The sequence below is a fragment of the Bradyrhizobium sp. BRP20 genome (assembly GCF_020194215.1).
Lineage (GTDB): Bacteria > Pseudomonadota > Alphaproteobacteria > Rhizobiales > Xanthobacteraceae > Bradyrhizobium > Bradyrhizobium yuanmingense.
Genome location: NZ_JADYVY010000002.1, coordinates 23,239 through 44,491, shown reverse-complemented (window position 1 = coordinate 44,491; position 21,253 = coordinate 23,239). Strand labels below are relative to the sequence as shown.

Genomic DNA, 21,253 nt, shown 5'->3' with positions numbered 1-21,253 from the left:
CAGGGCAGGCCACCAGAACAAGGGGACGGCGTTCTCAATGACGAGCGACATCGCAGCCATTCTTGCGATCGACGGGATCGCCACCGGCGCAGTCTACGCGCTGGTGGCGATCGGGACCGTCCTCATCTTCACGGTGACACGGGTCATCTTCATTCCCTTTGGCGACATCGCGGCCTTCACGGCGCTGACGCTGGCGGCGCTCGACGCGAAGCGCTTTCCGGGCACGGGTGCGCTGGTCGTCATCCTTGCGTGCCTCGCAACCCTGATCGAAATCGTCTCGCTGCTGCGCAATGGCGAGCGTCGGCTGCTTCCGCGCGCTCTCTTCTTCTATCTCGCATTGCCGCTGGCCGTGGTTGGCCTCGCCTGGCTGACCATGCGCGCCGATCCGCCGCTCGCCATCAGGCTCGTGCTGGCCTTGATGCTGATCACCCCCATCTCCCCGCTGCTGGACCGGATCGTCTTCCGTCCCATTGCGGACGGAACGGTGCTGCTGCTCCTGACCGTTTCCGTCGCCCTGCACTTCGCGCTGGTCGGCCTTGGGCTGCTCTTCTTCGGTCCCGAGGGTGTCAGGACCGAGCCGCTGACGTCATTGTCGACCGAACTTGCGGGCGTGCTGATCTCGGGCCAGACCATGCTGATCGTGATCGCAGCCCTCGTCTTCTCTGGCCTGCTCTATCTCTTCTTCGACTTCACGCTGGTCGGTAAATCGCTCCGCGCGACGGCCGTGAACCGGACCGGCTCCCGCCTGATGGGCATACGTCCCGCCCGCGCCGGCACCATCGCCTATCTCCTGGGCTCGCTGATGGCCGGCGTCTCCGGAATCCTGATCGCGCCCGTCAACACCATATTCTACGATTCCGGCTTCCTGCTCGGCCTCAAGGCCTTCGTCGGCGCCATCGTCGGCGGCATGACGAGCTATCCCGGCGCGGCCATCGGCGCCGTCGGCGTCGGTATTCTCGAAAGCTTCGCATCCTTCGAGAGCAGCGCGCTGAAGGATGTCATCGTGTTCTCGCTTCTGATCCCGATCCTGATCTGGCGATCCCTCGCCTCGCTGCATTCCGAGGAGGAGATCGAGGAATGACGCGCCTTCACGTTCAGCTCGCGGCGGTGGCGGCGGTAGCGTGCCTCGCGCTCGCGCCATTCGTCCTCAACCCCTTCAGCATCACGCTGATGAACTATATCGGCATCTATTCGCTGGTCGCGATCGGCCTTGCCCTGCTCACCGGCGTCGGCGGCATCGTGTCCTTCGGACAGGCCGCCTTCGTCGGCGTCGCGGCCTATGCCACGGCCTGGGTCTCTGCTCTGAATGGATATTCCCCGTGGCTCGGCCTCGTGTTCGGGGTGGCACTGACCTGCGGTGTCGCGACCATCCTTGGCGTCGTCACCTTGCGGCTCCAGGGCCATTTCCTGTCGCTCTCGACCGTCGCCTGGGGGCTCGCCATCGGCTTTCTGTTCGGCAATGTCGAGGGGCTCGGGCGCTTCAACGGCATCTCGTCGATCCCGCCGATCAGTATCGGATCGTTCGCGCTCGTCTCGAGCGCCCAGATCTACTTCCTGATCTGGGGCATCGTCGTCGTGGTGCTTTTCCTCGGATACAATCTCCTGGACTCCCGGGTCGGCCGTGCCATGCGCGCGCTGCGCGGCGGCAATATCCTGGTCGAAAGCCTCGGCATCAACGCCTTCCGGATCAAGCTCGTGACCTTCGTGATCGCGGCCTTCCTCGCCTCGCTCTCCGGCTGGCTCTACGCCCATATGAGCCGCTTCATCAGCCCGGGCCCGTTCGATGCCGGCATGGGCATCGAATATCTGATGATGTCGATGGTCGGCGGCGCCGGCAGCCTGCTCGGCGGCGTCGTGGGCGCCGCTATCGTCACCCTGCTCAAGAACAGCGTGCAGGACTATCTGCCGCTGATCGCCAAGGGCGCGTCCGGCCAGCTCGAGATCGTCGCCTTCTCCGCGCTGTTCATCCTGTTCCTGCAATGGGCGCGGCAGGGCATCGTGCCGTTCGTCGCGCGCTACTTGCCGAAGATCAAGCGCGAACGGCCGCCAGCCGCTCCGCCCCTGCCCCGCCGTCCCCAGCCGAAACCGGGCGAACTGCTTCTGAAGGTCGACGGCGCCGAACGGCGGTTCGGCGGTCTTGTCGCCGTCAACAATGTCAGCTTCGAAGTCCGCTCCGGCGAGATCCTCGCCGTCATCGGCCCGAACGGCGCCGGCAAGAGCACGATGTTCAACTGCCTGACGGGCGCGCTCAGGGTCAACAAGGGCGAGATCGTCTTTGCCGGACGCGCCATCACGCGCGATCCACAATCCCGCATCGCGAGGGGCGGAATCGCCAGGACCTTCCAGCATGTGAAGCTGCGGCCGCGCATGAGCCTGCTCGAGAACGTCATGCTCGGCACCTACGCGCGCACCAGCACGGGCCTGTTCGCCGGCGCCCTGCGCCTCAACCAGCGCGAGGAAGCCAGCACCCGGCACGAGGCCTTGAAGCAGCTCGAACGCGTCGGGCTCGGCGACAAGCCGTTCGAGCTCGCGGGCAATCTGCCGCTCGGCAACCAGCGCATCCTGGAGATCGCGCGCGCGCTCGCCGCAGACCCGGCGCTGCTGGTGCTGGACGAGCCGGCCGCTGGCCTGCGCCGCCAGGAGAAGCTCAGGCTTGCGGAGCTGCTCCGCTCGCTGCGGTCGGACCATCTGACCATCCTGATCGTCGAACATGACATGGAGTTCGTGATGTCGCTGGTCGACCGCATCGTCGTGCTCGACTTCGGCTCCAAGCTCTGCGAGGGCGCGCCCGCCGCGATCCGGAGCGACGAACGGGTTCAAGAGGCCTATCTCGGAGGCGTCGCGTGAGCGAGATGTTTTCCATGACGGATGTGACCGTCTGCTACGACAATGTCGAAGCGGTCCGCAACGTCTCGCTGTCGGTCGAGGAAGGCCAGATCGTCACCGTGATCGGCCCGAACGGCGCCGGCAAGACCACGCTGCTGATGGCCGCTATCGGGTTGCTCGCCTCCCGCGGCCGCCTCGTGTTTCAGGGCAACGACATCGGCAGGATGTCCGTCGAGGACCGCGTCGAGCGTCGGCTGTGCCTCGTGCCGGAGAAGCGCGAGCTGTTCTCCGACATGTCGGTCGCCGACAATCTCCTGCTCGGCTCCTACAGCCTGCGCGACCGCTCGGGCGTCCAGAAGACGCTGGACGAGGTCTATGATCGCTTTCCGCGCCTGAAGGAGCGGCAGCGCCAGGCCGCCGGCACCCTCTCCGGCGGCGAGCGCCAGATGCTGGCGCTCGGGCGCGCGCTGATGGCCAAGCCGAAGCTGCTCATGCTCGACGAGCCGAGCCTCGGCCTCGCACCGCTGATCGTGCGCGAGATCTTCCGCACCATCGCCTCGCTGCGCGATCTCGGCGTCTCGATCCTGCTGGTCGAGCAGAACGCCCGCGCCGCGCTGGAGACGGCCGACTACGGCTATGTGCTCGAGACCGGCGAGATCGTGCAGTCCGGCCCCGCCAAGGATCTCATCCACGATCCCCGGCTGATCACGGCCTATCTCGGCGGACACTAGCGCCGGCCTGGATCAGGCCCCGCTCGCTGAAAACACAAAACGTCGAAAACAACCCCATGCACAGTAGCCGCTGACAGCGTTTTCAATGACTTGCGGCGAGCCTTACGGATTTTACGAAAACAGGTTGTTCCGTCGGGCAAAACAGGGGCATAATGCCATCATCGCCGCTCCGGATGCCGACGGCTTCAACCGCCAACCTGGACTTCCGTTTTCATAAGGTACACTGCAAGACGCGCGACCGTCTGAATCCGTGCGACGCCAATTCTCCAACGCTCTCGCCAATCTAGCGCGTGGACTCGTAACGCGCGGTCAGCCATAGCCGTGGATTTCACTCGTCAAGCCACCGCGTGACCTTTCGATCGATTGGTCCCAGTTCCTAGTGACACAGCGCCATGCTGATGGACGCGGACAATCGAGGTGTCGATCTCTGGACAGCGGCATCATGGGCAGCAGCAAGTGCGTCTAGAGTGACTTACATCACCTTATTCAAGTAACCCCCTCCGATCGTGCGCCGCACGTCGCGCTGATTTTGAACTCCCCCGCTTTGCGTGGCCACCAACGGCTACTCTGAACTCGAACTCCATAGGGAGGAAACCATGATGACCAAGACGCTGTTCGTCGGACTTCTTACAGCCGGATTTCTCTCTGCATCCTTCGCAGTTGATGCAGAAGCAGAACCAACTCGTTCCCAGCAAGTGAAAAACGTGGGAAGTAGCCAGAGTGGTGCCCGGGCGGGCTCCATGGATAGCTGGCCGCAGACGATGGACGAACTGAACAACGCCTACAACTGTGGTCCGTATGCGGACAAAGAGTCGGCCAAGAAGTGCAAGAAATAAGCGTGTTTTTTGATCGCTCAAGTGCTGCTGAAGGGGTCAGCTACACGCTGGCCCTTTCTCTTCGGGCAATAACTCCGTGGCGGCCGCACGGCGCTACGCAAGGACCCGGCTTTCGATTTCGCCGCGCTCGATCGTCAGCGTCACGTCTGCGAAGGTCTCGAGCAGCTTCGGGTTCGACTCTGTGATCAGCAGGGTAATGTCCCGGTCCTGCGAACGAAGCCGACGCAGCGCCTCGGCGTACCTCTGCGCCAGCACAGGGGCGAGGCCCTGGAACGGCTCGTCCAGAATGACGAGGCGGGTGCCCAGCATCAGGGCGCGCCCGAGGGCGACCATCTTGCCTTGGCCGCCCGAGACGGAGCCCGCCGGGCGACCCGCCAGTTCCTCGAGCTCCGGCAGGACGGAGTAGGCTCGCTCCAGCCGCCGGCGCGCCTCTTCCGCGCTAAGTTTCGCGACGCGAGCGGGCAAAAGAATGTTTTCTTCCACCGTAAAGGCCGAGAAGAGACGACGGTCCTCGGGGGCGTAGCCGATGCCCAGGAAGGGCCGTCGGTGCGGAGGAACATGCCCCAGGTCCTGACCGCCCAGGCGCACGGTACCGCTCGCCTTCGTGAAGCCCATGATGGTCCGTACCGTCGTGGTTTTGCCGGCGCCGTTTCGCCCGATGAGCGCGGCGGTCGCGCCCGGCGGCAGCGAGAAACTGACGCTGCGCAGCACCGGCGCATCGGCGATCGCGACGTTGACGTTCTCGAAGTCCAGCATCGCCGTCATATGCCGATCACCTGTTCGCGGACCTTGGGATCGGCCAGAACCTCCGCGGGCGTGCCGACCTTTTGGATCTTCCCGACGTTCCACACCGCGACTCGGTGGGCATAGCGCTCCACCATGTCCATGTCGTGCTCGACGAAGACCGAGGTCACCTTCTCCTTGGCGAGCGCGGACGTCAGGATGTCCATGATCTCCAGCTTCTCTGCGGAGGCGACGCCCGAGGTGGGCTCGTCCATCAGCAGCAGTCTGGGCTTCAGCGCGAGCGCCAGAGCGATGTCGACCAGCTTGCGTTGTCCCTCGGGAAGCTCCCTCGCTTTGCGAGATGCGTACAGCTTGACGCCGACGAGATCCAGGAGGCGCTCCATTTCAGACAGCTCAGGCAGGGCGGAAAGAGCCCTAAAGCCGGAAGGGCTTCCCAGCCGCGAGGCCGCGGCGATCAGCATGTTCTCCATCACGGTCTGATCGAGAAAAAGCTGCGGTATCTGAAAGGCCCGCGCGATGCCGAGTTTGGTGATCGTGCGCGGGAGCTGCGCCGTGATTTCCTGGCCTAGAAAGGTGATGCTTCCGGCCTGCGGCCGCAGATAACCCGTCGAGATGTTGAGGAAGGTGGTCTTTCCGGCGCCGTTCGGTCCGATGATCGCGAGGTTCTCGCCTTGGAGCACGTCCAGATCGATACCGTCGGCGGCGACGACGCCACCGAACCGGATTTTGATGCCCTTCGCGGAAAGGAGGACGTTGGTCATCAATGTCCTCCCTGCTTCGCCTGGCCGTAGCGCTGCCTGAGACCTATCAGTCCGTTAGGCGCATAGAGAATGATGACGATCAAGACCACGCCGAGGATCAGTTGCCAGGTGTCGGCCAGGTGGGCCGCCGCATAGAAGCGCACGCACTCGAACATCGCCGCGCCGGCGAACGCTCCGAAGGCGTGGGCGCTGCCGCCGAGGATCGCGATAAAGACGAACTCGCCCGACTTCGTCCAGAACCCGAACTCGGGCGTGGCGATCTGCTGGATGATCGCCACCAGCGTGCCGCCGATGCCGCCGAGAAAAGCCGAGATCACGTAGCCTATCAGAAGCACGCGCCGTGCGGACGTCCCGAGGTACTCGAGCCGCGTCTCGTTCGATTTGATGGCACGCAGCATGTGTCCGAGCGGGCTATCGAGATAGCGTTGCACGCCGTAGAAGGCGACGACCGCGATCAAGAGGCTCACGTAAAGAATGACGTACTGGAAGGTTTCGGGCGTAAACGACAGCCCCAACAGGGCCGGACGAGGGACCCGGATGCCGTCGGCGCCGTTGGTGTAATGAAACATCTTCTCCAGCAGCGACCACAGCACCATCGAAAACGCCAGATTCAGCATTCCAAAAAAGATCTCCCGGTAGCGCACGACGAAGAGCCCGACGATGAGGCCGAAGACGGCGGAGGTTATGCCGCCCAGCGCGATGAAGAGCACGATGTCGCCGCCACCGACGTACTTGCCCCAGAACGCTGCGGTATATGCCCCGGTAGCGAAGAACATTGCATGTCCGAACGACACCTGTCCCGCCTGCAGCAGAAGAATGATACCGAGGACGACGATGCCCTTCGCGAGGATCAACGCGAACAGGGTTGCCCAGCTCGCTACAAAAAGGGGCGCGACGGCGCTGGCCAGAAAGAAGATGGTCGCGATCGTGGTGACCGGCTTAATGCGACCGCTCATCATATTTTCCTTACCTGCACGGCGCCGAACAGGCCGAACGGACGCACCAGAAGCACCAGCACCATCAGCAGATAGGGAACGAGAACTTCGAATTCCGGCTGGAGATAGATTACGAAGGCACGGGTCAGGCCGATCATCAGCGCGGTGAGCGCGGTGCCCTCGATCTGGCCGAGACCCGCGGTCGCAGCGACGGCAAAGGAAAGCACGATCATATCGGCGCCCATTCCAGGGACCAGCGAGGTGGTCGGCGAGGCCAGCGCTCCTCCCAACGCGGCCAGACTCGCGCCGATGACGAAGGTGACGAAATATACGCGTTTTGCGTCAATCCCGATGGCCGTCGAAGCTTCGCGATCCTCCGTGACCGCAAGGATCACCGCTCCCGACAGCGTCCTGCGCAGGAAGTAGCGGAGCCCGAACAGCGTCGCCAAGGCGACTCCGGGCAGCAGAATGACCTGGTACGACGTGTAGCTGACGCCGAACACGGCGATGTTGGGAAGTAGTCTCAGTGGCTCCGCGGCGAAGATGGGCTGCACGCCCCAGATCAGACGCTGCAGGTTGTCCATGATCATGAAGGCGGCGAAAGTGATCAGAAGCTGGAGGACGTCCTCCTGTCCGGAGAGCGGTCGCAGCAGAAACCGTTCGATGAAACCGCCGCACACGACGCCGATCACGATGGAAGCGGCCAGCAGCGCGGGATAGGTGAGCCAAGGCGAGATCGGCGCGATTGCAAGGCTGAACGTCGCAGCCAGGTAGGCGCCGAACGCGTACAGCGAACCGTGCGCGACGTTGACCACGCGCAACACGCCGAAAATCAGGCTGAGCCCGACCGAGACCAAAAACACCAGTGCGGCGTAGCTGATCCCATCGAGGATCGCCAAGATAGCGAGTGTCGAGTTCATGATGGCCTTCGGAAAAGGTCCGTCCTCCGGGACGAGGCACGGAGGACGGGGATCAAAAATCGAGCGTGCCGTTATTGAGCTTTGAAGATCGGCACGTCCATCTTGACGAAGTCCGGCTTGAGCGTCTTGAGCCACTCAACCGACCGTACGCCCGCCGGGTTGGTGATCATCTTCGGATCGAAGATCATCATGTTGTCGAGCAGCTTGAAGTCGTACCCCGGAACGGACTTGGTGACGCCGACCAGCTGAGCTTCGAGACCCTGGTTGTCCTCGGGCCGCAGCGTAATCGGACGGCCGAAGCCGGTGGCGAACTCGATGCCCGCCGTCGCGTCGACGACCTGTTCGCGCGTGGGCCAGTTGCCGCCGTTGGACTTGATCGCCTTGTCGTAGGCGGTCTGCAGGGCCTTGAACGCCTGCGCCATGTGATAGACCGGGTAGATCGGCCAGGCACCGGTCTTCGCCTTGAAGGCTTCATTGAACGCCTTGAAGGCCGCGTCGTTCTTCTTCTCGGGATGCAGGAACCAGTGGTCTCCGCGTGCGCCGACGATCAGTCCTTCAGGCAGGTCTTTGCCCAACCGCTGGATCGATGATTCGCCGATCCCGAGCACGAAGGTCGACTGCTGCAACAGGCCGCGCTGACCGGCCTGGCGGACCAGCGTGTCGAGATCTCCACCCCAGGACGTGGTCAGGACCACATCCGGCCGCAGCGCCAACAGACGGGAAACCTCAGTGGAATAGTCCGGTGCGCCGAACTTCGGGAAGAGTTCCGCGACGACTTGCACGTCCGGCTTCATCGCCTTGAGCGCGGTCGAAAAGATCTCCCAGCTCTCCCGACCCCATGCATAATCCTGATTGACCACCGCGATCGTCTTGAAGTCGGGTTTGGTCTTGAGCAGGTAAAGGAGCACGGCCAGCATTTCCGGCGTGCCGTTCGCCTGAGTCCGGAAATTGTAGCGGTACTTCTTGGTTTCGAGGATGGAGGCCGCACCGCAGTCCCACATGAAATTCATGACTTTGAGGTCTTCGGCGACCGGCACCAACTGGGTGCAGCTGCCCGACGAGATCGAAGCAAACGTGGCATCGACCTTTTCGTCCTGCACAACGCGTCGGTAGTTCGAGACGAGCGCTTCGCCTCCCGCGCCTTCGTCGATGAAGGAGAGCTTGACCGGCACGCCGCCGATGCCGCCCTTCTTGTTGAGGTCCTCCGCGATCATCTCCGCCGCGGCCTTCGCCGGCACACCGAAGACTGACGCAGGGCCCGACAGGAACGTCGTGATGCCGATTTTGAGCTCCGACGGCTTGTTCTGCGCAAGCGAGGGGCCCGTAAAGCTCGCAACTATAAGCCCGGCCGCAACCGCAGCCTTGAGAAACTGCATCGAAAGTCCTCCCTGTTTTATTGTTGCGCCCGGTTTCAGCCGCCGTGCGCTTCTTCTTGCAACAACGCTACTATAATTGTCGCGTGTTGCCAGCCCTCTTCTGCCATTCACGAGCCGACGAATTCAGTTCGACGCCGCCCCCCATTTTGTCGGAAGCGCATCGATCGAAACGGACAAGGCCCCCAAAATGGTCGATGCCTTTAATTCCATGATGCGATAAAAGCTCCGGCCAGAGCCCGCTGCGGGCCATTCGTGCCTGCCGTTGCTCTGCGACATAGGCGCTCCCGTTCCAGCAACAAACACCGAACGCGCTTTGCGCTTTTGGCCCGTTGCTGACTTCCCCTTTTGACCGCGCACGGTCGGCTTCCAAGGGCTGAGCGGAACGCTGCCGTGGAGCTGCCGAGGGCAGCCTTGACCCAAAACGGAAGTCGCCCCTCTTGGCCTATTCAACGGCATAAGGGTTGAGCTTCGGAAGGCCCTGCTTCCACTTCACCCATTCTTCGGCGTCACGGAGGGACACGAAGTCCGCAACAGGAATGTCCTCGCGATCGGGGCGACGCTCACTGATCCGCTAGCCGCCCTCGACCAGACGCTCGATGATAAAGCTCTCGACAGGCAGATCAAGGTTGGTCATTTCTAACTGTATCAATCTGTCGGCTCTAGCGGAAGCGTAGAGTGTTCATGAACGAAAATCTTGACATGGCCGAGCGGTGTGCTGAAATTTCCCAGACCACGAGCGACACGACACTTCGCTCGATATTTGGCAGGATGTCAGAACTGTATCGTCAGTTGCACGCGGAAGAGGAAAAACTTGCTGACTGGAAGAGCAAGCAAGACCCTTCGTCAACATTAGATTTCATTTTCAAGAAGCCGCGAGATTAAGATCACGGCAAGCCGCGAACCTTTGGATGATCGAACTCGACTGGAAGGATCAGAGGATGACGGCCTCGGACTTAATTTGCTCCTTTTGTGGAAAGGAGCCGAGAGAAGTTGTTTCCGTGGTCAACGCCGTATCCGTGAGCGTACAAGGTCAGCAGACCGCCGGTGCTATTTGCAATGAATGCGTTGAGCTTTGTGTACAGGTCATCGGTTTGCAAAAGCCGGAGTGGCTTGAGCGACATCGCCAGTTCGTCGCTACGCTAGGAAAGTGATAGGCGACTCACCTGTTGGCCCTTAGCGGGCTGCCGCAGCATGGGGCGCCACGGCAACTTTTGACCCGTTGCAGACATTCGGTGTCGCCGGTTACATCAGCTTCGTGTTTAGCGTGTGAGCGTCGCTATGAACCAAAAGGTCGCGGAAGGTACCTGGTATTACGACGGCAATGTTCGGCGGCGCATTGCCGTTTATAGAAAAGAAGCACGTCTCGCGTCGTCGAGATTTAAGCGCGACACTGACGAAGAGCCGTCGATAGATGAGACCCGACCGATACCGGAAACGAAGGACGGGTTCTTGTACTATTGTCTGCTCACTAACTCGGGGGAACACCTCTCCCTGGCTGAGGCTAAAGCCTGGGCGGACGCCCAGCCGTGGGGTCCCGTCAAATGGGAGTAACTGCAGTTTACCACGTCCGTTGTTGGCCCATCGCTTTCGTTAGGCGTAGCGAGGAGTTGTCCGGAAACGGGGGTAGACTGGAAGCGCCCGACCACTGGGCAAATCGGCGGCTTTTGACCCGAGGCAGACGTTAGCGGTCAGTCTTTCATGCCATCCACACCTGGATGATCTTTGTTAATTTCGTCGTGAAGCATGGTGTCCATCCGAGCGATGATATCGCCGACCGATCTCCTCAATTTCAGAAACTCATCTGCTGGAGAGGCTTCTTTGGCGAGCATGAGCGCCAGCGATAATTCCTCAATTGCCCGCTCTACGTGCTGTTTCAATTGTGCAGCCGATTTCGCGTCCATAGAACCATCTCGCAGGAAGGGGCCTGCCTTGCAAACGGCAGCATACCCGCTTTTAGACCAAAACTCCTTTCAAATCGCTGGAGCGCTACTCTTCCGTTAATGGCCCATCGCGACATACTGCGCCGCCGCACGAACTCGGTCGCTATAGGAGCAAAGCAGACATGGCTTTTGGCCGCATCACGCCGCCGGATTTTATCGGTACACCGCCTAGGGCCTCGCCCCCACCACTCTGGTCAGCATCGGAAAATGCCTGTTGCCGCCTGCGAATGGCGGGAATTTCGCGAAGTCGGCACGCATGTGCTTGATCACGTCGGAGCCGAGTGCGTGCGCGAGGGCTTGCGGGCTGTCGAACACCAGCTTGTTGCGCTGCATATGCTCGACGCGCTGCGACGGCAGCCGGTCGACCCAGTCGATGCGGGTGTAGATCTCGATCTGGCGGACGTTCGGGAAGGTCCGCATGATCGACGGGTGGTGCTCCAGATAATGCAGGTTCCAGGCGTTCATATCCTCGGCCGGGCCGGGATAGTGCACGAGGTAACTGCAGGGGGTCGTCGTTCCCGCCGGATGCTCTGCGACATCGACCGGAAACGGGCGCGTCAGCATCACCTGGTGTGTGATAGCGAGTCCGGTGAGGCCGGAGAGACCGGCCCCTGTTGCGAGGCCGGCAAGGACGCCGCCGCGGTCCATCGCCGCCTCGCAGGCGAACAGGTCGGGAAACCGGAGTTGCAGCGCAAAGGCGGGGCCGGCGCCGTCGGCCTTGTAGGGATGGTCGACCGACTGTTCGAGCGGCGTGAACAGCAGGGCCTCGGTCATGCCGGGGATCGATCCGACGAGCTCCGCCACAGTGGCAACCTCATCAGGACGAACTCGCCGTTCGCCTGTGGAATCGGAGAATGCCATGAACAGCGAGATCATGCGGGCATAGCCTCGGTCCCCTCGCCCGCGCTCACATGCGTTATCAGTGCGAAGCGAATGTCATCGGGCCATGGGATCGCATGGTGATCGATCAGCGAGGTCGCAGCAAGGATCTGCCGCGCGCGCCAGCGCGGGCCATTCGCGCCGGAGATGATATGCTCGAGATGGAGAGATGACCCACCGACCCTGATGATGCGCAGGTTGAACGTCAGGAGATCGCCGAACATCGAGGGCCGGGAAAAATCGCAATCAAGGTGTACCGTGGGCGTTCCGATCTTCCGGACCGCGATCAGCTCCGGCCATGGAAAACCGATTCCAGCCCAGAAATCTTCGACGACGCCGTTGAGAATGTGCAAATAGGACGGGAAGTACGCGATCCCCGAGGGATCGCAGTCTCCGAACCTGAGCACGCGATCGAACGAAAAATTCGTCATCAGATCGCAACAACGGGGTGGCGGATGACGCCGACGCCGTCGATGCCCGCCTCGACCACGTCACCCGGCCAAAGCCATTCCTGCGGGCTCATGCCGGCGCCGACGCCTTCAGGCGTACCGGTGGCGATGATGTCGCCCGGCTCGAGCGTCATGCCCGACGAAATGTCCGCTATCAGCACCGGAATGTCGAAGATCATGTATTTGGTGTTGGAGTCCTGCTTCATGACCCCGTTCTTGGTCAGCCACAGCCGCAGATCGTGTGGATCAGGAATCTCGTCCGCGGTCACGATGCACGGGCCGAAGGGCGCATAAGTGTCCATGCCCTTGGAGAAAATCCACTGTCCGGCGCGGCGATTGTCGCGCGCGGAAATGTCGATCATCACCGAATAGCCGAAGACGTGGTCCATCGCCTTGTCGGGCGCGATGCGCGTTGCGGTCTTGCCGATGATGACGGCGAGCTCGACCTCCCAGTCGAGCTGCTGCGTCATCTTCGCATTGTGCTGGATCGCCGCGCCCGGGCCGATCACGGAGGTCGGCGGCTTGGAGAAGACGACCGGCTGCTTCGGCAGGTCCCTGTCCGTATCCAGGCTCTTGGCGGATTCCGCCACATGCGCCCGATAGTTCAGCCCGATGCCGAATATGTTTTTCCGCGGCCGCGGGATCGGCGCCTGCAGCTTTACATCCTCGACCGCGACCGCCGAGCCGGCCGGGAAGCGGCCATGGGCGTCCGCCAGTGCACGCTTAAGCGCAGGCAGCAGGGTCACGCTGTTGTCGATGAACGACAGCATGTCACCCGGCCATGTCACGCCGCTGGACGCACCAAGGTGCTCGACATCGACGACCAGTCCATTGACGAGGGCTCCAAGACGGGCACCGCTGGAGCCCAAGGTGTAGGTGACGAGACGCATGAAGGCTTCTATCCGGCTGTTCTGGTTGAATTCTGCAAGGGCCTATCAGGCGGCAACCGACTGGTAACCGCCATTATCGCCATAGGCCTCTTCCCGATAGAGCCCGAGGCTTTCGATGACGGGCAGGTCGTTGAAGCAGAACAGGCAGGCATCCTCGCTCGCTGAGGCATTGCCGTGCTCGTGCCAGGCCCAGGACGGAACGCAGAAGATGTCGCGCTCTTCCCATTCGAGCCGCTTGCCGCCGATGATCGAATAGCCGCGTCCCTTGGCCACCTGGTAAATGAAGCTGCCGGTGTGCCGATGCGACTTGGTCTTCTCGCCGGGGCGCAGCAGCTGCATGCTCGCACCGATCGTCTGCATCACGTGCCCGCCGGTGACCGGGTTGACGTAGTTCATGAGGATGCCGTCATAGGGTGAGCCATCGGTCGCGGCCGCATATTTCTGCAAGGACTCGTAGGTCGGCTCCCACTCATATTTGAACATCGGCGAATAACCCTTCGACCAGCGCGAGTCCGCCGGCCGAAGACCGGGATTGCCCCAGGTCCGGGTCATGTCGTCCACGGGATAGCCGGACGGCTCCTGCTGGATGTTCGGATGCACGACGAAGAAATTGGCTTCCAGCGCGTTGACGAGCGGGATGTCCAAGCCATCTTGCCAGATGCAGACCGAGCCGTCGCCTTCGACACCATGCTCGTGCCAGGTGCCGTTCGGCGTCAGCACGAAATCCCGCGCGCCCAGCGTCATCTTGTGACCGTCGACGATGGTGTAGGCGCCCGCGCCCTCCATGATGAAGCGCAGCGCCGAGGCCGAGTGGGCATGGGCCGTGGCGACCTCGCCGGGATGCATCACCTGCAATCCGGAATAGAGCCAGCCGACCGCGGCCGACACGTCGCGCCGCCCGGGATTGTTGAGATAGATCACGCGCCGCCCGGCTTTCTCGGGCGAGACCAGCTCGACCGAGCGCAGCACGTGCTCGCGCAGATCCTTGTAGCGCCAGAGCACGGGAACCGAGGCCGATTGCGGCGCCCACGGCTCGATCTTGTTGGCGACGGTCCAGAGCGCTCCGGCTTCGTACCTTTCGAGATCCTTGTAATAGGCCTCGAGCTCGGGGGTGTCCTCGACATTGGCCCGGCCGATCACGTTCTCGCGCATCCTATCCTCCAAGTCCTGTCTTATGATCCCGCACCCTCAAGCGAACCGGCCCGTCATTCCGCTCGACCTGGAATCGACGAGAAGCCCGCCTGCTCTTGGCCGGCGACGGCTTCCGCCTCTGTCAGACCGAGCGGCGTCTGCGGACGACGGTTGACCCGCAGATCGAAAATGTCGAACCGGTTATAGTGCCCGACGATGTCGTGCATCTGCTTCGGCTGGATGCAGCGATCGAGGTCGATGTCGGCATAGACGATGCCTTCGTCGTCGATCAAGGGATCGCCGACCACGCGCCCGTCCGGACCGATGATACCGGAGAATGCGCTCGACTTCCGTTGCAGACGTGCGCGTGCGTCGGGAACGACGGTCTCCATCGCCGCGATGATCTCCTCCGACACGGTCGAGCAGGAGACGATCGTGAAGATCTTGCCTTCGAAGGAGTGGGCAATCGCGCGCAATTTGATCGCCTCCGCCATGTCATAGTCGGGGGGCGCGACCGGAAGCGAGATATAGCTGGCGACGTGCACGAGCTCGCCCTGCCCGAGCAGCGCAAAGCGCGCCAGCGTGTTGGTGTTCTCGCCGCAGGCCAGGCCTCCGAGACGCCCGATCTCGGTATCATAGACGCGCAGGCTCGACCCGTCACCGCCGGTCCAGGTCAGCTTCTCTGCCCAGGTCGGCACCAGCTTGCGATGCTTGCCGAGCAAGGCGCCGTCAGGACCGATGAAAACCAGCGTATTGTAGATCGCGCCGAGCGAGACCGGGCTGCGCTCGTTCACGCCGAGCACGACGTGGCATCCCGTATCGCGCGCGGCCTTGCAGACGATTTCGACCTCCGGCCCCGGCACCAGCACCGACGCCTTGGCGAGCTTCTCGAACCATGCACTGCCGGTGACGGGATCGGTGATCCAGTTCCAATAAGGATAGCCGGGAACGAACACTTCGGGGAACGCGACGAGCTTCGCCCCGTTGGCTGCGGCCTCACGGACCAGTGAAGCCGCCTTCTCCGCGGTCGCGCTTGCGTTGAGATAGACTGGTGAAGCCTGGACGGCGGCAGCTTTAAAGCGAGGCAGCTTCAGCATCGGCCCTACCCTGTCGCTGGCTCATGACCGCCTTGTCGGAGAGAGCATCCGCAAGCGTGATAGCATGGCGCGGCGTTGACTTACTTCACATGTAAACGTATGCTATCGCATATTTCTGGAGGGTGCAATGGCTGAACGGTCTTTTGCTCGCGAGGTCGAGGATCTCAGGCTCGGCGATGGCGACACGTTCCGCGGCGAAGGCATCCTCGCCATCACCAAGGCGCTGCTGCAATCGGGGGTCGCCTATGTCGGCGGCTATCAGGGCTCGCCGATCTCGCACCTGATGGACGTGCTGGCCGACGCCAAGGACGTGCTCGACGATCTCGGCGTCGTATTCCAGAGCTCGGCCAACGAAGCAGCCGCCGCGGCGATGCTGTCGGCATCGGTGATGTATCCCCTGCGCGGCGCGGTGGCGTGGAAGTCGACCGTCGGGACCAACGTCGCCTCCGACGCCCTTGCCAACCTCGCCTCGGGCGGTGTCACCGGCGGCACCATGGTCATTGTCGGCGAGGACTATGGCGAAGGCTCCTCCATCATGCAGGAGCGTACCCACGCCTTCGCGATGAAGTCGCAGATGTGGCTGCTCGATCCCCGCCCCGAGCATGAATGCATCGTCAATCTGATCGAGAAAGGCTTCGAGCTCTCCGAAGTCTCCAACACGCCGGTCATGCTGGAGGTGCGCGTGCGCGCCTGCCACATGCACGGCAGCTTCGCCTGCAAGGACAATGTCAGGCCGGCGCACACCATCAAGGACGCGCTCAACAATCCCAAGCGTGACGTCAACCGCATCGTGCTGCCGCCGGCGGCCTATGAGCACGAGCAGGAGAAGATCAAGACGCGGATGCCCGCGGCTGTCGGATTCATTCGGGACAACAAGCTGAATGAGTGGATGGGGCCGAAGCAGGGCAAGGTCGGCATCATCATGCAGGGCGGCATGTACAACAACGTCATCCGCGCGCTGCAATATCTCGGGCTGTCGGATGCCTATGGCAACACGCAGATCCCGCTCTACATCATGAACGTCACCTACCCCGTGATCGATACCGAGGTTGCGGAATTCTGCCTCGACAAGGACGCCGTGCTCATCGTCGAGGAAGGCCAGCCGGAATATCTGGAGCAGGCGATCAATACGGTCTTGCGCCGCAAGGACATCCAGGCGCGCGTCCACGGCAAGGACGTGCTGCCGATGGGCGGCGACTACACCGCGCAGGTGCTGCTCGGCGGCGTCAGGGAATTCCTGGAGAAGACCGAGCCGCGGCTGCTCGGCAACCGTCCGCCGGCGCCGGACGCAGCGCCCGTGCTCAATCACCCCGCGGTCGAGAAGCTCAAGCAGGTGGTGCCGGCGCGCCCGCCCGGGCTTTGCACCGGCTGCCCGGAACGGCCGATCTTCGCCGCCATGAAGCTGGTCGAGGAAGAGCTCGGCCAGCACCACGTCTCCGCGGACATCGGCTGCCATCTGTTCTCGATCCTGCCGCCGTTCAACATCGGCGCGACCACGATGGGCTTCGGCCTCGGCCCGGCCTCGACCTCGGCCTTCAACGTCAAGGCGGACAAGCGGTCGATCGCGGTGATGGGCGACGGCGGCTTCTGGCACAATGGACTGACCAGCGGCATTGGCAATGCCGTGTTCAACAAGCATGACGGCGTGTTCGTCATCGTCGACAATTACTACACTTCTGCCACGGGCGGTCAGGACATCCTGTCCTCGCGCGCGGTCAACAAGCGCCGCAAGACCAACAACTCGATCGTGCAGGCGGTGAAGGGCATCGGCGGCCAGTGGGTGCGCCAGCTCGACCGCACCTACGACGTCGGCAAGATGCGCGACACGCTGAAGGAAGCGCTGACAACGAAAGAGGAAGGCCCGAAGGTCATCGTCGCGTCCTCCGAATGCATGCTGAACAAGCAGCGGCGCGTGAAGCCGCAGATCAACAAGGCCATCAAGGACGGGACGCGCATTGTCAAGGAGCGCTTTGGCGTCGACGAAGACGTCTGCACCGGCGACCATGCCTGCATCCGCCTCTCCGGCTGCCCGTCACTGTCGGTGAAGCAGCTCGACGACCCCTTGCGCGACGATCCGGTCGCGGCGATCGACAATTCCTGCGTCGGCTGCGGCAATTGCGGCGAGGTCTCCGAGGCCGCCGTGCTCTGCCCTTCGTTCTATCGGGCCGACGTCATCCACAATCCGACTCGCTGGGACATGTTCAAATCCAGGGTCGCGATGAGCGTGATCGGCTGGCTGCAGCGTCGGCGCGACCGCCGTCGGCCGGCGCTCGAGGCACTGGCATGAGGGACGAGACGGTCCGGCTGGCCCTCCCCGCCGCAGGCGAAGCGACGGAGCGGCCGATCTCGATCGCGATTGTCGCGATGGGCGGCCAGGGCGGCGGCGTCCTGACCGACTGGATCGTTCAGCTCGCCGAGAACCATGGCTGGGTCGCGCAGTCCACCTCCGTGCCCGGCGTCGCCCAGCGCACCGGCGCCACCATCTACTATATCGAGGCGATGCCGCCGCTCGACGGCCGCAAGCCGATCCTGTCGCTGATGCCCACCCCCGGCGACGTCGACGTGGTGATGGCGGCCGAATTCATGGAAGCCGGTCGATCGATCCTGCGCGGCCTCGTGACGCCGGATCGCACCACGTTGATCGCGTCCAACCACCGGTCGTTTGCGATCGGCGAGAAGATCGCGCCGGGCAACGGCATCGCCGACGGCGGCGCCGTGACCGGAGCCATCGGAATTGCGGCGAAGACCGAGATCATCTTCGATCTGAACGCGCTGGCGATCGCGCATGGCAGCGTCATCTCGGCCGCGATGTTCGGCGCGCTCGCAGGCGCAGGCGTGCTGCCATTCAGCCGCGACAGCTATCTCGACGTCATCCGCAGCGGCGGCAAAGGCGCGAAGGCCAGCGTCGAAACTTTCGAGGCCGCCTTCGAGCGGGTCAAGACCGGCCCGACCGAAGTTGCGGCCCCCGCGCCAACCAAACCGGCCGACGATACCCCCTCTTCCGCGGCGCCCGATCCGCAGCTCGGCGAGCTCGTCGCAAGATTGAATGGGGAGCTGCCCCAGCCTGCACTCGGCATGGCTCGTGCAGGCTTGCGGAAGGTCGTCGACTTCCAGGACATCGCCTATGGCGGCGAATATCTCGACATCCTCAAGAGGTTGCACGCAGCCGACCGAAACGCCGGCGGTGACGCACATGCCTATGCCTTCACGGAAGCCGCGGCAAAGTACCTCGCCAACGCGATGACCTATGACGACGTCATCCGCGTCGCCGACCTCAAGACGCGCGCCGGCCGCCGCGCGCGCATCGAGAGCGAGCTCGAGATGTCGGACGGACAGGTGCTCCAGACCACCGAGTTCATGCATCCCCGCATGGAGGAAGTGATGGGCATGCTGCCGGCAGGCTTCGGCCGCTGGCTCGGCGCGCGTCCGCGCCTGCTCGGCTGGCTCGATCGCCGCGTCAACCGGGGACGCCGGGTGCGAACCTACTCGCTGCCCTGGTTCATGGCCCTCTATGTCGTCGGCGGGATGCGCGGCCTGCGCCGCCGCTCGCTGCGTCACGCCATCGAGACGGCGCACCGGGATTCATGGCTCAAGGCCGCGACCGAGGCGGTCGGCACCAATTACCAGCTCGGCATCGAGATCCTGCAATGCCGACGCCTCGTCAAAGGCTATTCAGACACCCACAGCCGGGGGCTGTCGAAATTCGACAGGACGCTCGCGGCGATCAAGCTGGTGGAGCGCCGCGAGGATGCCGCCGACTGGGCGCGCCGCCTGCGCGAGGCCGCGCTGAAGGACAGCGCCGGAACGGCGCTCGACGGCGTGATCCAGACCATAAAGACTTTCGCATGATTCCACGGGCGCCGGACGCAGGATTGAATTGCCGTTCGCCCCTCAGGAGGTCAGGATCGGACGGCTTGACTACGATTCTCAGGTTGTTAATCGGAGCGAACGACCCGCGGTAATTCCCTTCACTCGACGAGACATTCTGTACTCGATGGTCATGCGATGCCGGCAGCACTCAAGGAGAACATTGTTCCCGTCCCTGGGCAGATCGAAACCCGGCTCTGGCTCCAATTGCTGTCGCTGCATGGTGAGCTGTTCGCCTCGCTCAATTCGATGCTGAGTTCGGAGTTCGGCCTGTCGCTGGCAAAATTCGACGTGCTGGCCCAGCTCGATCGTTACCAGGAGGGCCTCGCGCTCGGGCAATTGTCGCAAAATCTGAAGGTGACCGGCGGCAATGTCTCGGGGCTGGTACAACGTCTTCTCGCCGACGACCTCATCAGCAGGGAGATGTCGAGCGAGGACCGGCGGTCCTTCATCGTGCGCCTGACGCCGAAAGGCGAAGCGCTGTTCCGGCAGGCGGCCGAAATCCACAAGAAGCATCTCGCCAGACGGCTCGAGAACGTCCCGGCCCGGGAGCTGGACACCGCGCTGTCCGTGCTGAAATCGCTTTCCTCGAAACTTCATACCGAGAGCAAGAAGCAAAGTCGCAAGAGATAATGGCCAGAGAATCCAAGAGCAGATGGAAGTCGGGTCCGCCGAGGACGAGGGACCAGCTGCAAACCTATATTCCGTATCTGTTCAACCGGCTCGCCAATCGCTGGAACCTGGATCAGAACCGCGATTTGAGCGAGCACGGCATCAACAATGTCGTGTTCCGGACGCTGTCGGTGCTGTTCATCTACAAGACCCTCACCGTCAACGAGGTCGCCGTTCTCGCGGTGACCGAGCAGTCGACGGCGAGCCGCATGGTCGACTCCATGGTGTCGTCGGGCCTCGTCAAGCGCGAGATCGCCGAGGAGGACCAGCGTCGCCGCGTCGTCGCCCTGACGCCGGAGGGCGAAGCGCTGCTGCGCAAGATCTGGCCGATCATGGCGAACAATTACGACAGGCTGGTCGCGGGCATCGAGCCCGACGACATCGAGGTCTGCGCGCGCGTGCTGGCCAAGATGGTCGAGAATATCCGCCAGAACCAGATCTAGAACGCGCGCGTCAAGGCCCGAGGCCGACGAGGCTGGTACCGCCGCAGACATAGAGCACCTGGCCGGTGACGAAATCGGAGTGCTCGTCGAGGAAGAACGAGATTGCGTGCGCGACGTCCTCGCGCGAGCCGAGCCGCCCGACCGGAACGTTGCGCGCCATCCGCTCCTGCTGCTCGGAGCCGTTCGGGATGATGCCCCAGAAATTATCGGTCAGGATCGGTCCCGGCGCGACGACATTCACGGTGATGCCGCTCGCGGCAAGCTCCAGCGCCCAGGTCCTTGCCATGCCGTGCACGCCGGCCTTGGTGGCCGAATAGGCCGAGCGCGTCACTGCCCCCATCGCGGCGCGCGAAGAGACGAACACGATGCGCCCGAAGCGGCGCTCACGCATCCCTTCCAGCGCCGCCTGGGTCAGGAGCATCGGCGCGCCCAGATGCAACTGCGCCAGCATCAATATGTCTTCCGGCCTGGCGTCGGGCAGCAGGTTCGGCAGGATGATTCCGGCATTGTGGACCAGGCTGTCGACGGCGTGATCCCGGCAGATCTCCTGTGCGATCGCACGCGTCTGTTCGATATTGGTGAGGTCGGCGCGATAGGCCGCGAGCAGATCATGTGTCCAGCCGGGCTGCTCGAGCCCGACCGAGACCACGCGCTGCCCGCGCGCGACGAGCTTCTTCGCCAGGGCCTCGCCGATCCCCGAATTGCCGCCGGTGATGAGGGTGGTGCGGATCTCGCTCATGATCAGACCTTCTTTGA

Annotated in this window: 22 protein-coding genes and 1 pseudogene; 10 read left to right on the top strand and 13 right to left on the bottom strand. The window is 62.9% G+C overall.

All coding sequences use genetic code 11. From position 1 onward, the window contains the following. The first annotated feature begins 37 nt into the window (after positions 1 to 37). The 3 genes from I6F33_RS04920 to I6F33_RS04910 are packed head-to-tail and all read left to right on the top strand — an operon-like array spanning position 38 to position 3,557. The gene (locus tag I6F33_RS04920; protein WP_057029860.1) at positions 38 to 1,081 is read left to right on the top strand and encodes a branched-chain amino acid ABC transporter permease; all 1,044 of its coding nucleotides are present in this window, start codon (positions 38 to 40) and stop codon (positions 1,079 to 1,081) included. Beyond that, the gene (locus I6F33_RS04915) at positions 1,078 to 2,847 is read left to right on the top strand and encodes an ATP-binding cassette domain-containing protein (RefSeq protein WP_225141347.1); all 1,770 of its coding nucleotides are present in this window, start codon (positions 1,078 to 1,080) and stop codon (positions 2,845 to 2,847) included. Before I6F33_RS04920 ends, I6F33_RS04915 begins: the two co-directional genes overlap by 4 nt. Further along, positions 2,844 to 3,557, top strand: coding sequence for an ABC transporter ATP-binding protein (locus tag I6F33_RS04910; RefSeq protein WP_109144179.1), 714 nt, complete (start codon positions 2,844 to 2,846; stop codon positions 3,555 to 3,557). The genes I6F33_RS04915 and I6F33_RS04910 overlap by 4 nt, the downstream gene beginning before the upstream one ends. 321 nt (positions 3,558 to 3,878) lie before the next feature. Here the strand turns inward: I6F33_RS04910 and I6F33_RS04905 are convergent. Beyond that, positions 3,879 to 4,017, bottom strand: a pseudogene (locus tag I6F33_RS04905) (IS5/IS1182 family transposase); the annotation flags it as partial. Between the two features lie 136 nt (positions 4,018 to 4,153). Between I6F33_RS04905 and I6F33_RS04900 the strand changes: the two are divergent. Then, positions 4,154 to 4,393, top strand: a complete 240-nt coding sequence (locus tag I6F33_RS04900) for a hypothetical protein (protein WP_225125909.1) — start codon at positions 4,154 to 4,156, stop codon at positions 4,391 to 4,393. 93 nt (positions 4,394 to 4,486) lie between these two features. On the opposite strand, the gene I6F33_RS04895 is transcribed toward I6F33_RS04900, so the two are convergent. The 5 genes from I6F33_RS04895 to I6F33_RS04875 all read right to left on the bottom strand — a co-directional run bounded on the left by I6F33_RS04895 (position 4,487) and on the right by I6F33_RS04875 (position 9,129). After that, on the bottom strand, positions 4,487 to 5,158 hold the full coding sequence (locus I6F33_RS04895; RefSeq protein WP_225125910.1) for an ABC transporter ATP-binding protein: 672 nt from the start codon (positions 5,156 to 5,158) through the stop codon (positions 4,487 to 4,489). Further along, positions 5,155 to 5,898: an ABC transporter ATP-binding protein gene (locus I6F33_RS04890; protein ID WP_036013413.1), complete on the bottom strand. Its 744-nt coding sequence runs from the start codon at positions 5,896 to 5,898 to the stop codon at positions 5,155 to 5,157. Before I6F33_RS04890 ends, I6F33_RS04895 begins: the two co-directional genes overlap by 4 nt. Further along, on the bottom strand, positions 5,898 to 6,854 hold the full coding sequence (locus I6F33_RS04885) for a branched-chain amino acid ABC transporter permease (RefSeq protein WP_225125911.1): 957 nt from the start codon (positions 6,852 to 6,854) through the stop codon (positions 5,898 to 5,900). Before I6F33_RS04885 ends, I6F33_RS04890 begins: the two co-directional genes overlap by 1 nt. After that, positions 6,854 to 7,753, bottom strand: coding sequence for a branched-chain amino acid ABC transporter permease (locus tag I6F33_RS04880; RefSeq protein WP_036013410.1), 900 nt, complete (start codon positions 7,751 to 7,753; stop codon positions 6,854 to 6,856). The genes I6F33_RS04885 and I6F33_RS04880 overlap by 1 nt, the downstream gene beginning before the upstream one ends. Before the next feature lie 71 nt (positions 7,754 to 7,824). Next, positions 7,825 to 9,129 (bottom strand): ABC transporter substrate-binding protein, encoded by a 1,305-nt coding sequence (locus I6F33_RS04875; RefSeq protein ID WP_225112760.1) that lies wholly within the window; start codon positions 9,127 to 9,129, stop codon positions 7,825 to 7,827. Between the two features lie 681 nt (positions 9,130 to 9,810). Between I6F33_RS04875 and I6F33_RS04870 the strand changes: the two genes are divergently transcribed. After that, positions 9,811 to 10,011, top strand: coding sequence for a hypothetical protein (locus I6F33_RS04870; RefSeq protein ID WP_036013408.1), 201 nt, complete (start codon positions 9,811 to 9,813; stop codon positions 10,009 to 10,011). A 26-nt stretch (positions 10,012 to 10,037) separates the two neighbouring features. Beyond that, entirely contained in the window at positions 10,038 to 10,280 is a 243-nt protein-coding gene (locus tag I6F33_RS04865) for a ClpX C4-type zinc finger protein (RefSeq protein WP_036013407.1), read from the top strand. Positions 10,281 to 10,817: 537 nt separating this feature from the next. On the opposite strand, the gene I6F33_RS04860 is transcribed toward I6F33_RS04865, so the two are convergent. From I6F33_RS04860 to I6F33_RS04835, 6 genes are all read right to left on the bottom strand, one after another. Next, positions 10,818 to 11,030 (bottom strand): hypothetical protein, encoded by a 213-nt coding sequence (locus I6F33_RS04860; RefSeq protein WP_225125912.1) that lies wholly within the window; start codon positions 11,028 to 11,030, stop codon positions 10,818 to 10,820. Between the two features lie 207 nt (positions 11,031 to 11,237). Further along, positions 11,238 to 11,945 carry a hypothetical protein gene (locus I6F33_RS04855; protein ID WP_225125913.1) on the bottom strand — a complete coding sequence of 236 codons (708 nt, stop codon included), beginning with the start codon at positions 11,943 to 11,945 and terminating at the stop codon, positions 11,238 to 11,240. Then, positions 11,942 to 12,379 carry a thioesterase family protein gene (locus I6F33_RS04850; protein ID WP_225125914.1) on the bottom strand — a complete coding sequence of 146 codons (438 nt, stop codon included), beginning with the start codon at positions 12,377 to 12,379 and terminating at the stop codon, positions 11,942 to 11,944. The genes I6F33_RS04855 and I6F33_RS04850 overlap by 4 nt, the downstream gene beginning before the upstream one ends. Beyond that, entirely contained in the window at positions 12,379 to 13,287 is a 909-nt protein-coding gene (locus tag I6F33_RS04845; RefSeq protein WP_225141345.1) for a fumarylacetoacetate hydrolase family protein, read from the bottom strand. The genes I6F33_RS04850 and I6F33_RS04845 overlap by 1 nt, the downstream gene beginning before the upstream one ends. A gap of 45 nt (positions 13,288 to 13,332) precedes the next feature. After that, entirely contained in the window at positions 13,333 to 14,439 is a 1,107-nt protein-coding gene (locus I6F33_RS04840; RefSeq protein ID WP_225141343.1) for a cupin domain-containing protein, read from the bottom strand. 53 nt (positions 14,440 to 14,492) lie between these two features. Then, positions 14,493 to 15,515: a carbon-nitrogen hydrolase family protein gene (locus tag I6F33_RS04835; RefSeq protein ID WP_225125917.1), complete on the bottom strand. Its 1,023-nt coding sequence runs from the start codon at positions 15,513 to 15,515 to the stop codon at positions 14,493 to 14,495. Between the two features lie 127 nt (positions 15,516 to 15,642). Here I6F33_RS04835 and I6F33_RS04830 point away from each other — a divergent pair, with 127 nt between their 5' ends. The 4 genes from I6F33_RS04830 to I6F33_RS04815 all read left to right on the top strand — a co-directional run bounded on the left by I6F33_RS04830 (position 15,643) and on the right by I6F33_RS04815 (position 20,497). After that, positions 15,643 to 17,802 (top strand): indolepyruvate ferredoxin oxidoreductase subunit alpha, encoded by a 2,160-nt coding sequence (locus tag I6F33_RS04830; protein WP_225125919.1) that lies wholly within the window; start codon positions 15,643 to 15,645, stop codon positions 17,800 to 17,802. Next, the gene (locus I6F33_RS04825) at positions 17,799 to 19,364 is read left to right on the top strand and encodes an indolepyruvate oxidoreductase subunit beta family protein (protein WP_225141341.1); all 1,566 of its coding nucleotides are present in this window, start codon (positions 17,799 to 17,801) and stop codon (positions 19,362 to 19,364) included. The genes I6F33_RS04830 and I6F33_RS04825 overlap by 4 nt, the downstream gene beginning before the upstream one ends. Positions 19,365 to 19,520: 156 nt before the next feature. Next, positions 19,521 to 20,015, top strand: coding sequence for a MarR family winged helix-turn-helix transcriptional regulator (locus tag I6F33_RS04820; protein WP_225137884.1), 495 nt, complete (start codon positions 19,521 to 19,523; stop codon positions 20,013 to 20,015). Beyond that, entirely contained in the window at positions 20,015 to 20,497 is a 483-nt protein-coding gene (locus I6F33_RS04815) for a MarR family winged helix-turn-helix transcriptional regulator (protein WP_225141339.1), read from the top strand. Before I6F33_RS04820 ends, I6F33_RS04815 begins: the two co-directional genes overlap by 1 nt. 10 nt (positions 20,498 to 20,507) lie before the next feature. Here I6F33_RS04815 and I6F33_RS04810 read toward each other — a convergent pair whose 3' ends face one another. Beyond that, positions 20,508 to 21,236 (bottom strand): SDR family NAD(P)-dependent oxidoreductase, encoded by a 729-nt coding sequence (locus I6F33_RS04810; RefSeq protein ID WP_225141338.1) that lies wholly within the window; start codon positions 21,234 to 21,236, stop codon positions 20,508 to 20,510. Between the last annotated feature and the right edge of the window lie 17 nt (positions 21,237 to 21,253).

Excerpts from the sequence above, each read along its gene's own strand:
- I6F33_RS04920 (WP_057029860.1), top strand. The coding sequence starts at position 38 with ATGACGAGCGACATCGCAGCCATTCTTGCGATCGACGGGATCGCCACC.
- I6F33_RS04915 (WP_225141347.1), top strand. The coding sequence starts at position 1,078 with ATGACGCGCCTTCACGTTCAGCTCGCGGCGGTGGCGGCGGTAGCGTGC.
- I6F33_RS04900 (WP_225125909.1), top strand. The coding sequence starts at position 4,154 with ATGATGACCAAGACGCTGTTCGTCGGACTTCTTACAGCCGGATTTCTC.
- I6F33_RS04895 (WP_225125910.1), bottom strand. The coding sequence starts at position 5,158 with ATGACGGCGATGCTGGACTTCGAGAACGTCAACGTCGCGATCGCCGAT.
- I6F33_RS04890 (WP_036013413.1), bottom strand. The coding sequence starts at position 5,898 with ATGACCAACGTCCTCCTTTCCGCGAAGGGCATCAAAATCCGGTTCGGT.
- I6F33_RS04885 (WP_225125911.1), bottom strand. The coding sequence starts at position 6,854 with ATGAGCGGTCGCATTAAGCCGGTCACCACGATCGCGACCATCTTCTTT.
- I6F33_RS04880 (WP_036013410.1), bottom strand. The coding sequence starts at position 7,753 with ATGAACTCGACACTCGCTATCTTGGCGATCCTCGATGGGATCAGCTAC.
- I6F33_RS04875 (WP_225112760.1), bottom strand. The coding sequence starts at position 9,129 with ATGCAGTTTCTCAAGGCTGCGGTTGCGGCCGGGCTTATAGTTGCGAGC.
- I6F33_RS04870 (WP_036013408.1), top strand. The coding sequence starts at position 9,811 with ATGAACGAAAATCTTGACATGGCCGAGCGGTGTGCTGAAATTTCCCAG.
- I6F33_RS04865 (WP_036013407.1), top strand. The coding sequence starts at position 10,038 with ATGATCGAACTCGACTGGAAGGATCAGAGGATGACGGCCTCGGACTTA.
- I6F33_RS04860 (WP_225125912.1), bottom strand. The coding sequence starts at position 11,030 with ATGGACGCGAAATCGGCTGCACAATTGAAACAGCACGTAGAGCGGGCA.
- I6F33_RS04855 (WP_225125913.1), bottom strand. The coding sequence starts at position 11,945 with ATGATCTCGCTGTTCATGGCATTCTCCGATTCCACAGGCGAACGGCGA.
- I6F33_RS04850 (WP_225125914.1), bottom strand. The coding sequence starts at position 12,379 with ATGACGAATTTTTCGTTCGATCGCGTGCTCAGGTTCGGAGACTGCGAT.
- I6F33_RS04845 (WP_225141345.1), bottom strand. The coding sequence starts at position 13,287 with ATGCGTCTCGTCACCTACACCTTGGGCTCCAGCGGTGCCCGTCTTGGA.
- I6F33_RS04840 (WP_225141343.1), bottom strand. The coding sequence starts at position 14,439 with ATGCGCGAGAACGTGATCGGCCGGGCCAATGTCGAGGACACCCCCGAG.
- I6F33_RS04835 (WP_225125917.1), bottom strand. The coding sequence starts at position 15,515 with ATGCTGAAGCTGCCTCGCTTTAAAGCTGCCGCCGTCCAGGCTTCACCA.
- I6F33_RS04830 (WP_225125919.1), top strand. The coding sequence starts at position 15,643 with ATGGCTGAACGGTCTTTTGCTCGCGAGGTCGAGGATCTCAGGCTCGGC.
- I6F33_RS04825 (WP_225141341.1), top strand. The coding sequence starts at position 17,799 with ATGAGGGACGAGACGGTCCGGCTGGCCCTCCCCGCCGCAGGCGAAGCG.
- I6F33_RS04820 (WP_225137884.1), top strand. The coding sequence starts at position 19,521 with ATGCCGGCAGCACTCAAGGAGAACATTGTTCCCGTCCCTGGGCAGATC.
- I6F33_RS04815 (WP_225141339.1), top strand. The coding sequence starts at position 20,015 with ATGGCCAGAGAATCCAAGAGCAGATGGAAGTCGGGTCCGCCGAGGACG.
- I6F33_RS04810 (WP_225141338.1), bottom strand. The coding sequence starts at position 21,236 with ATGAGCGAGATCCGCACCACCCTCATCACCGGCGGCAATTCGGGGATC.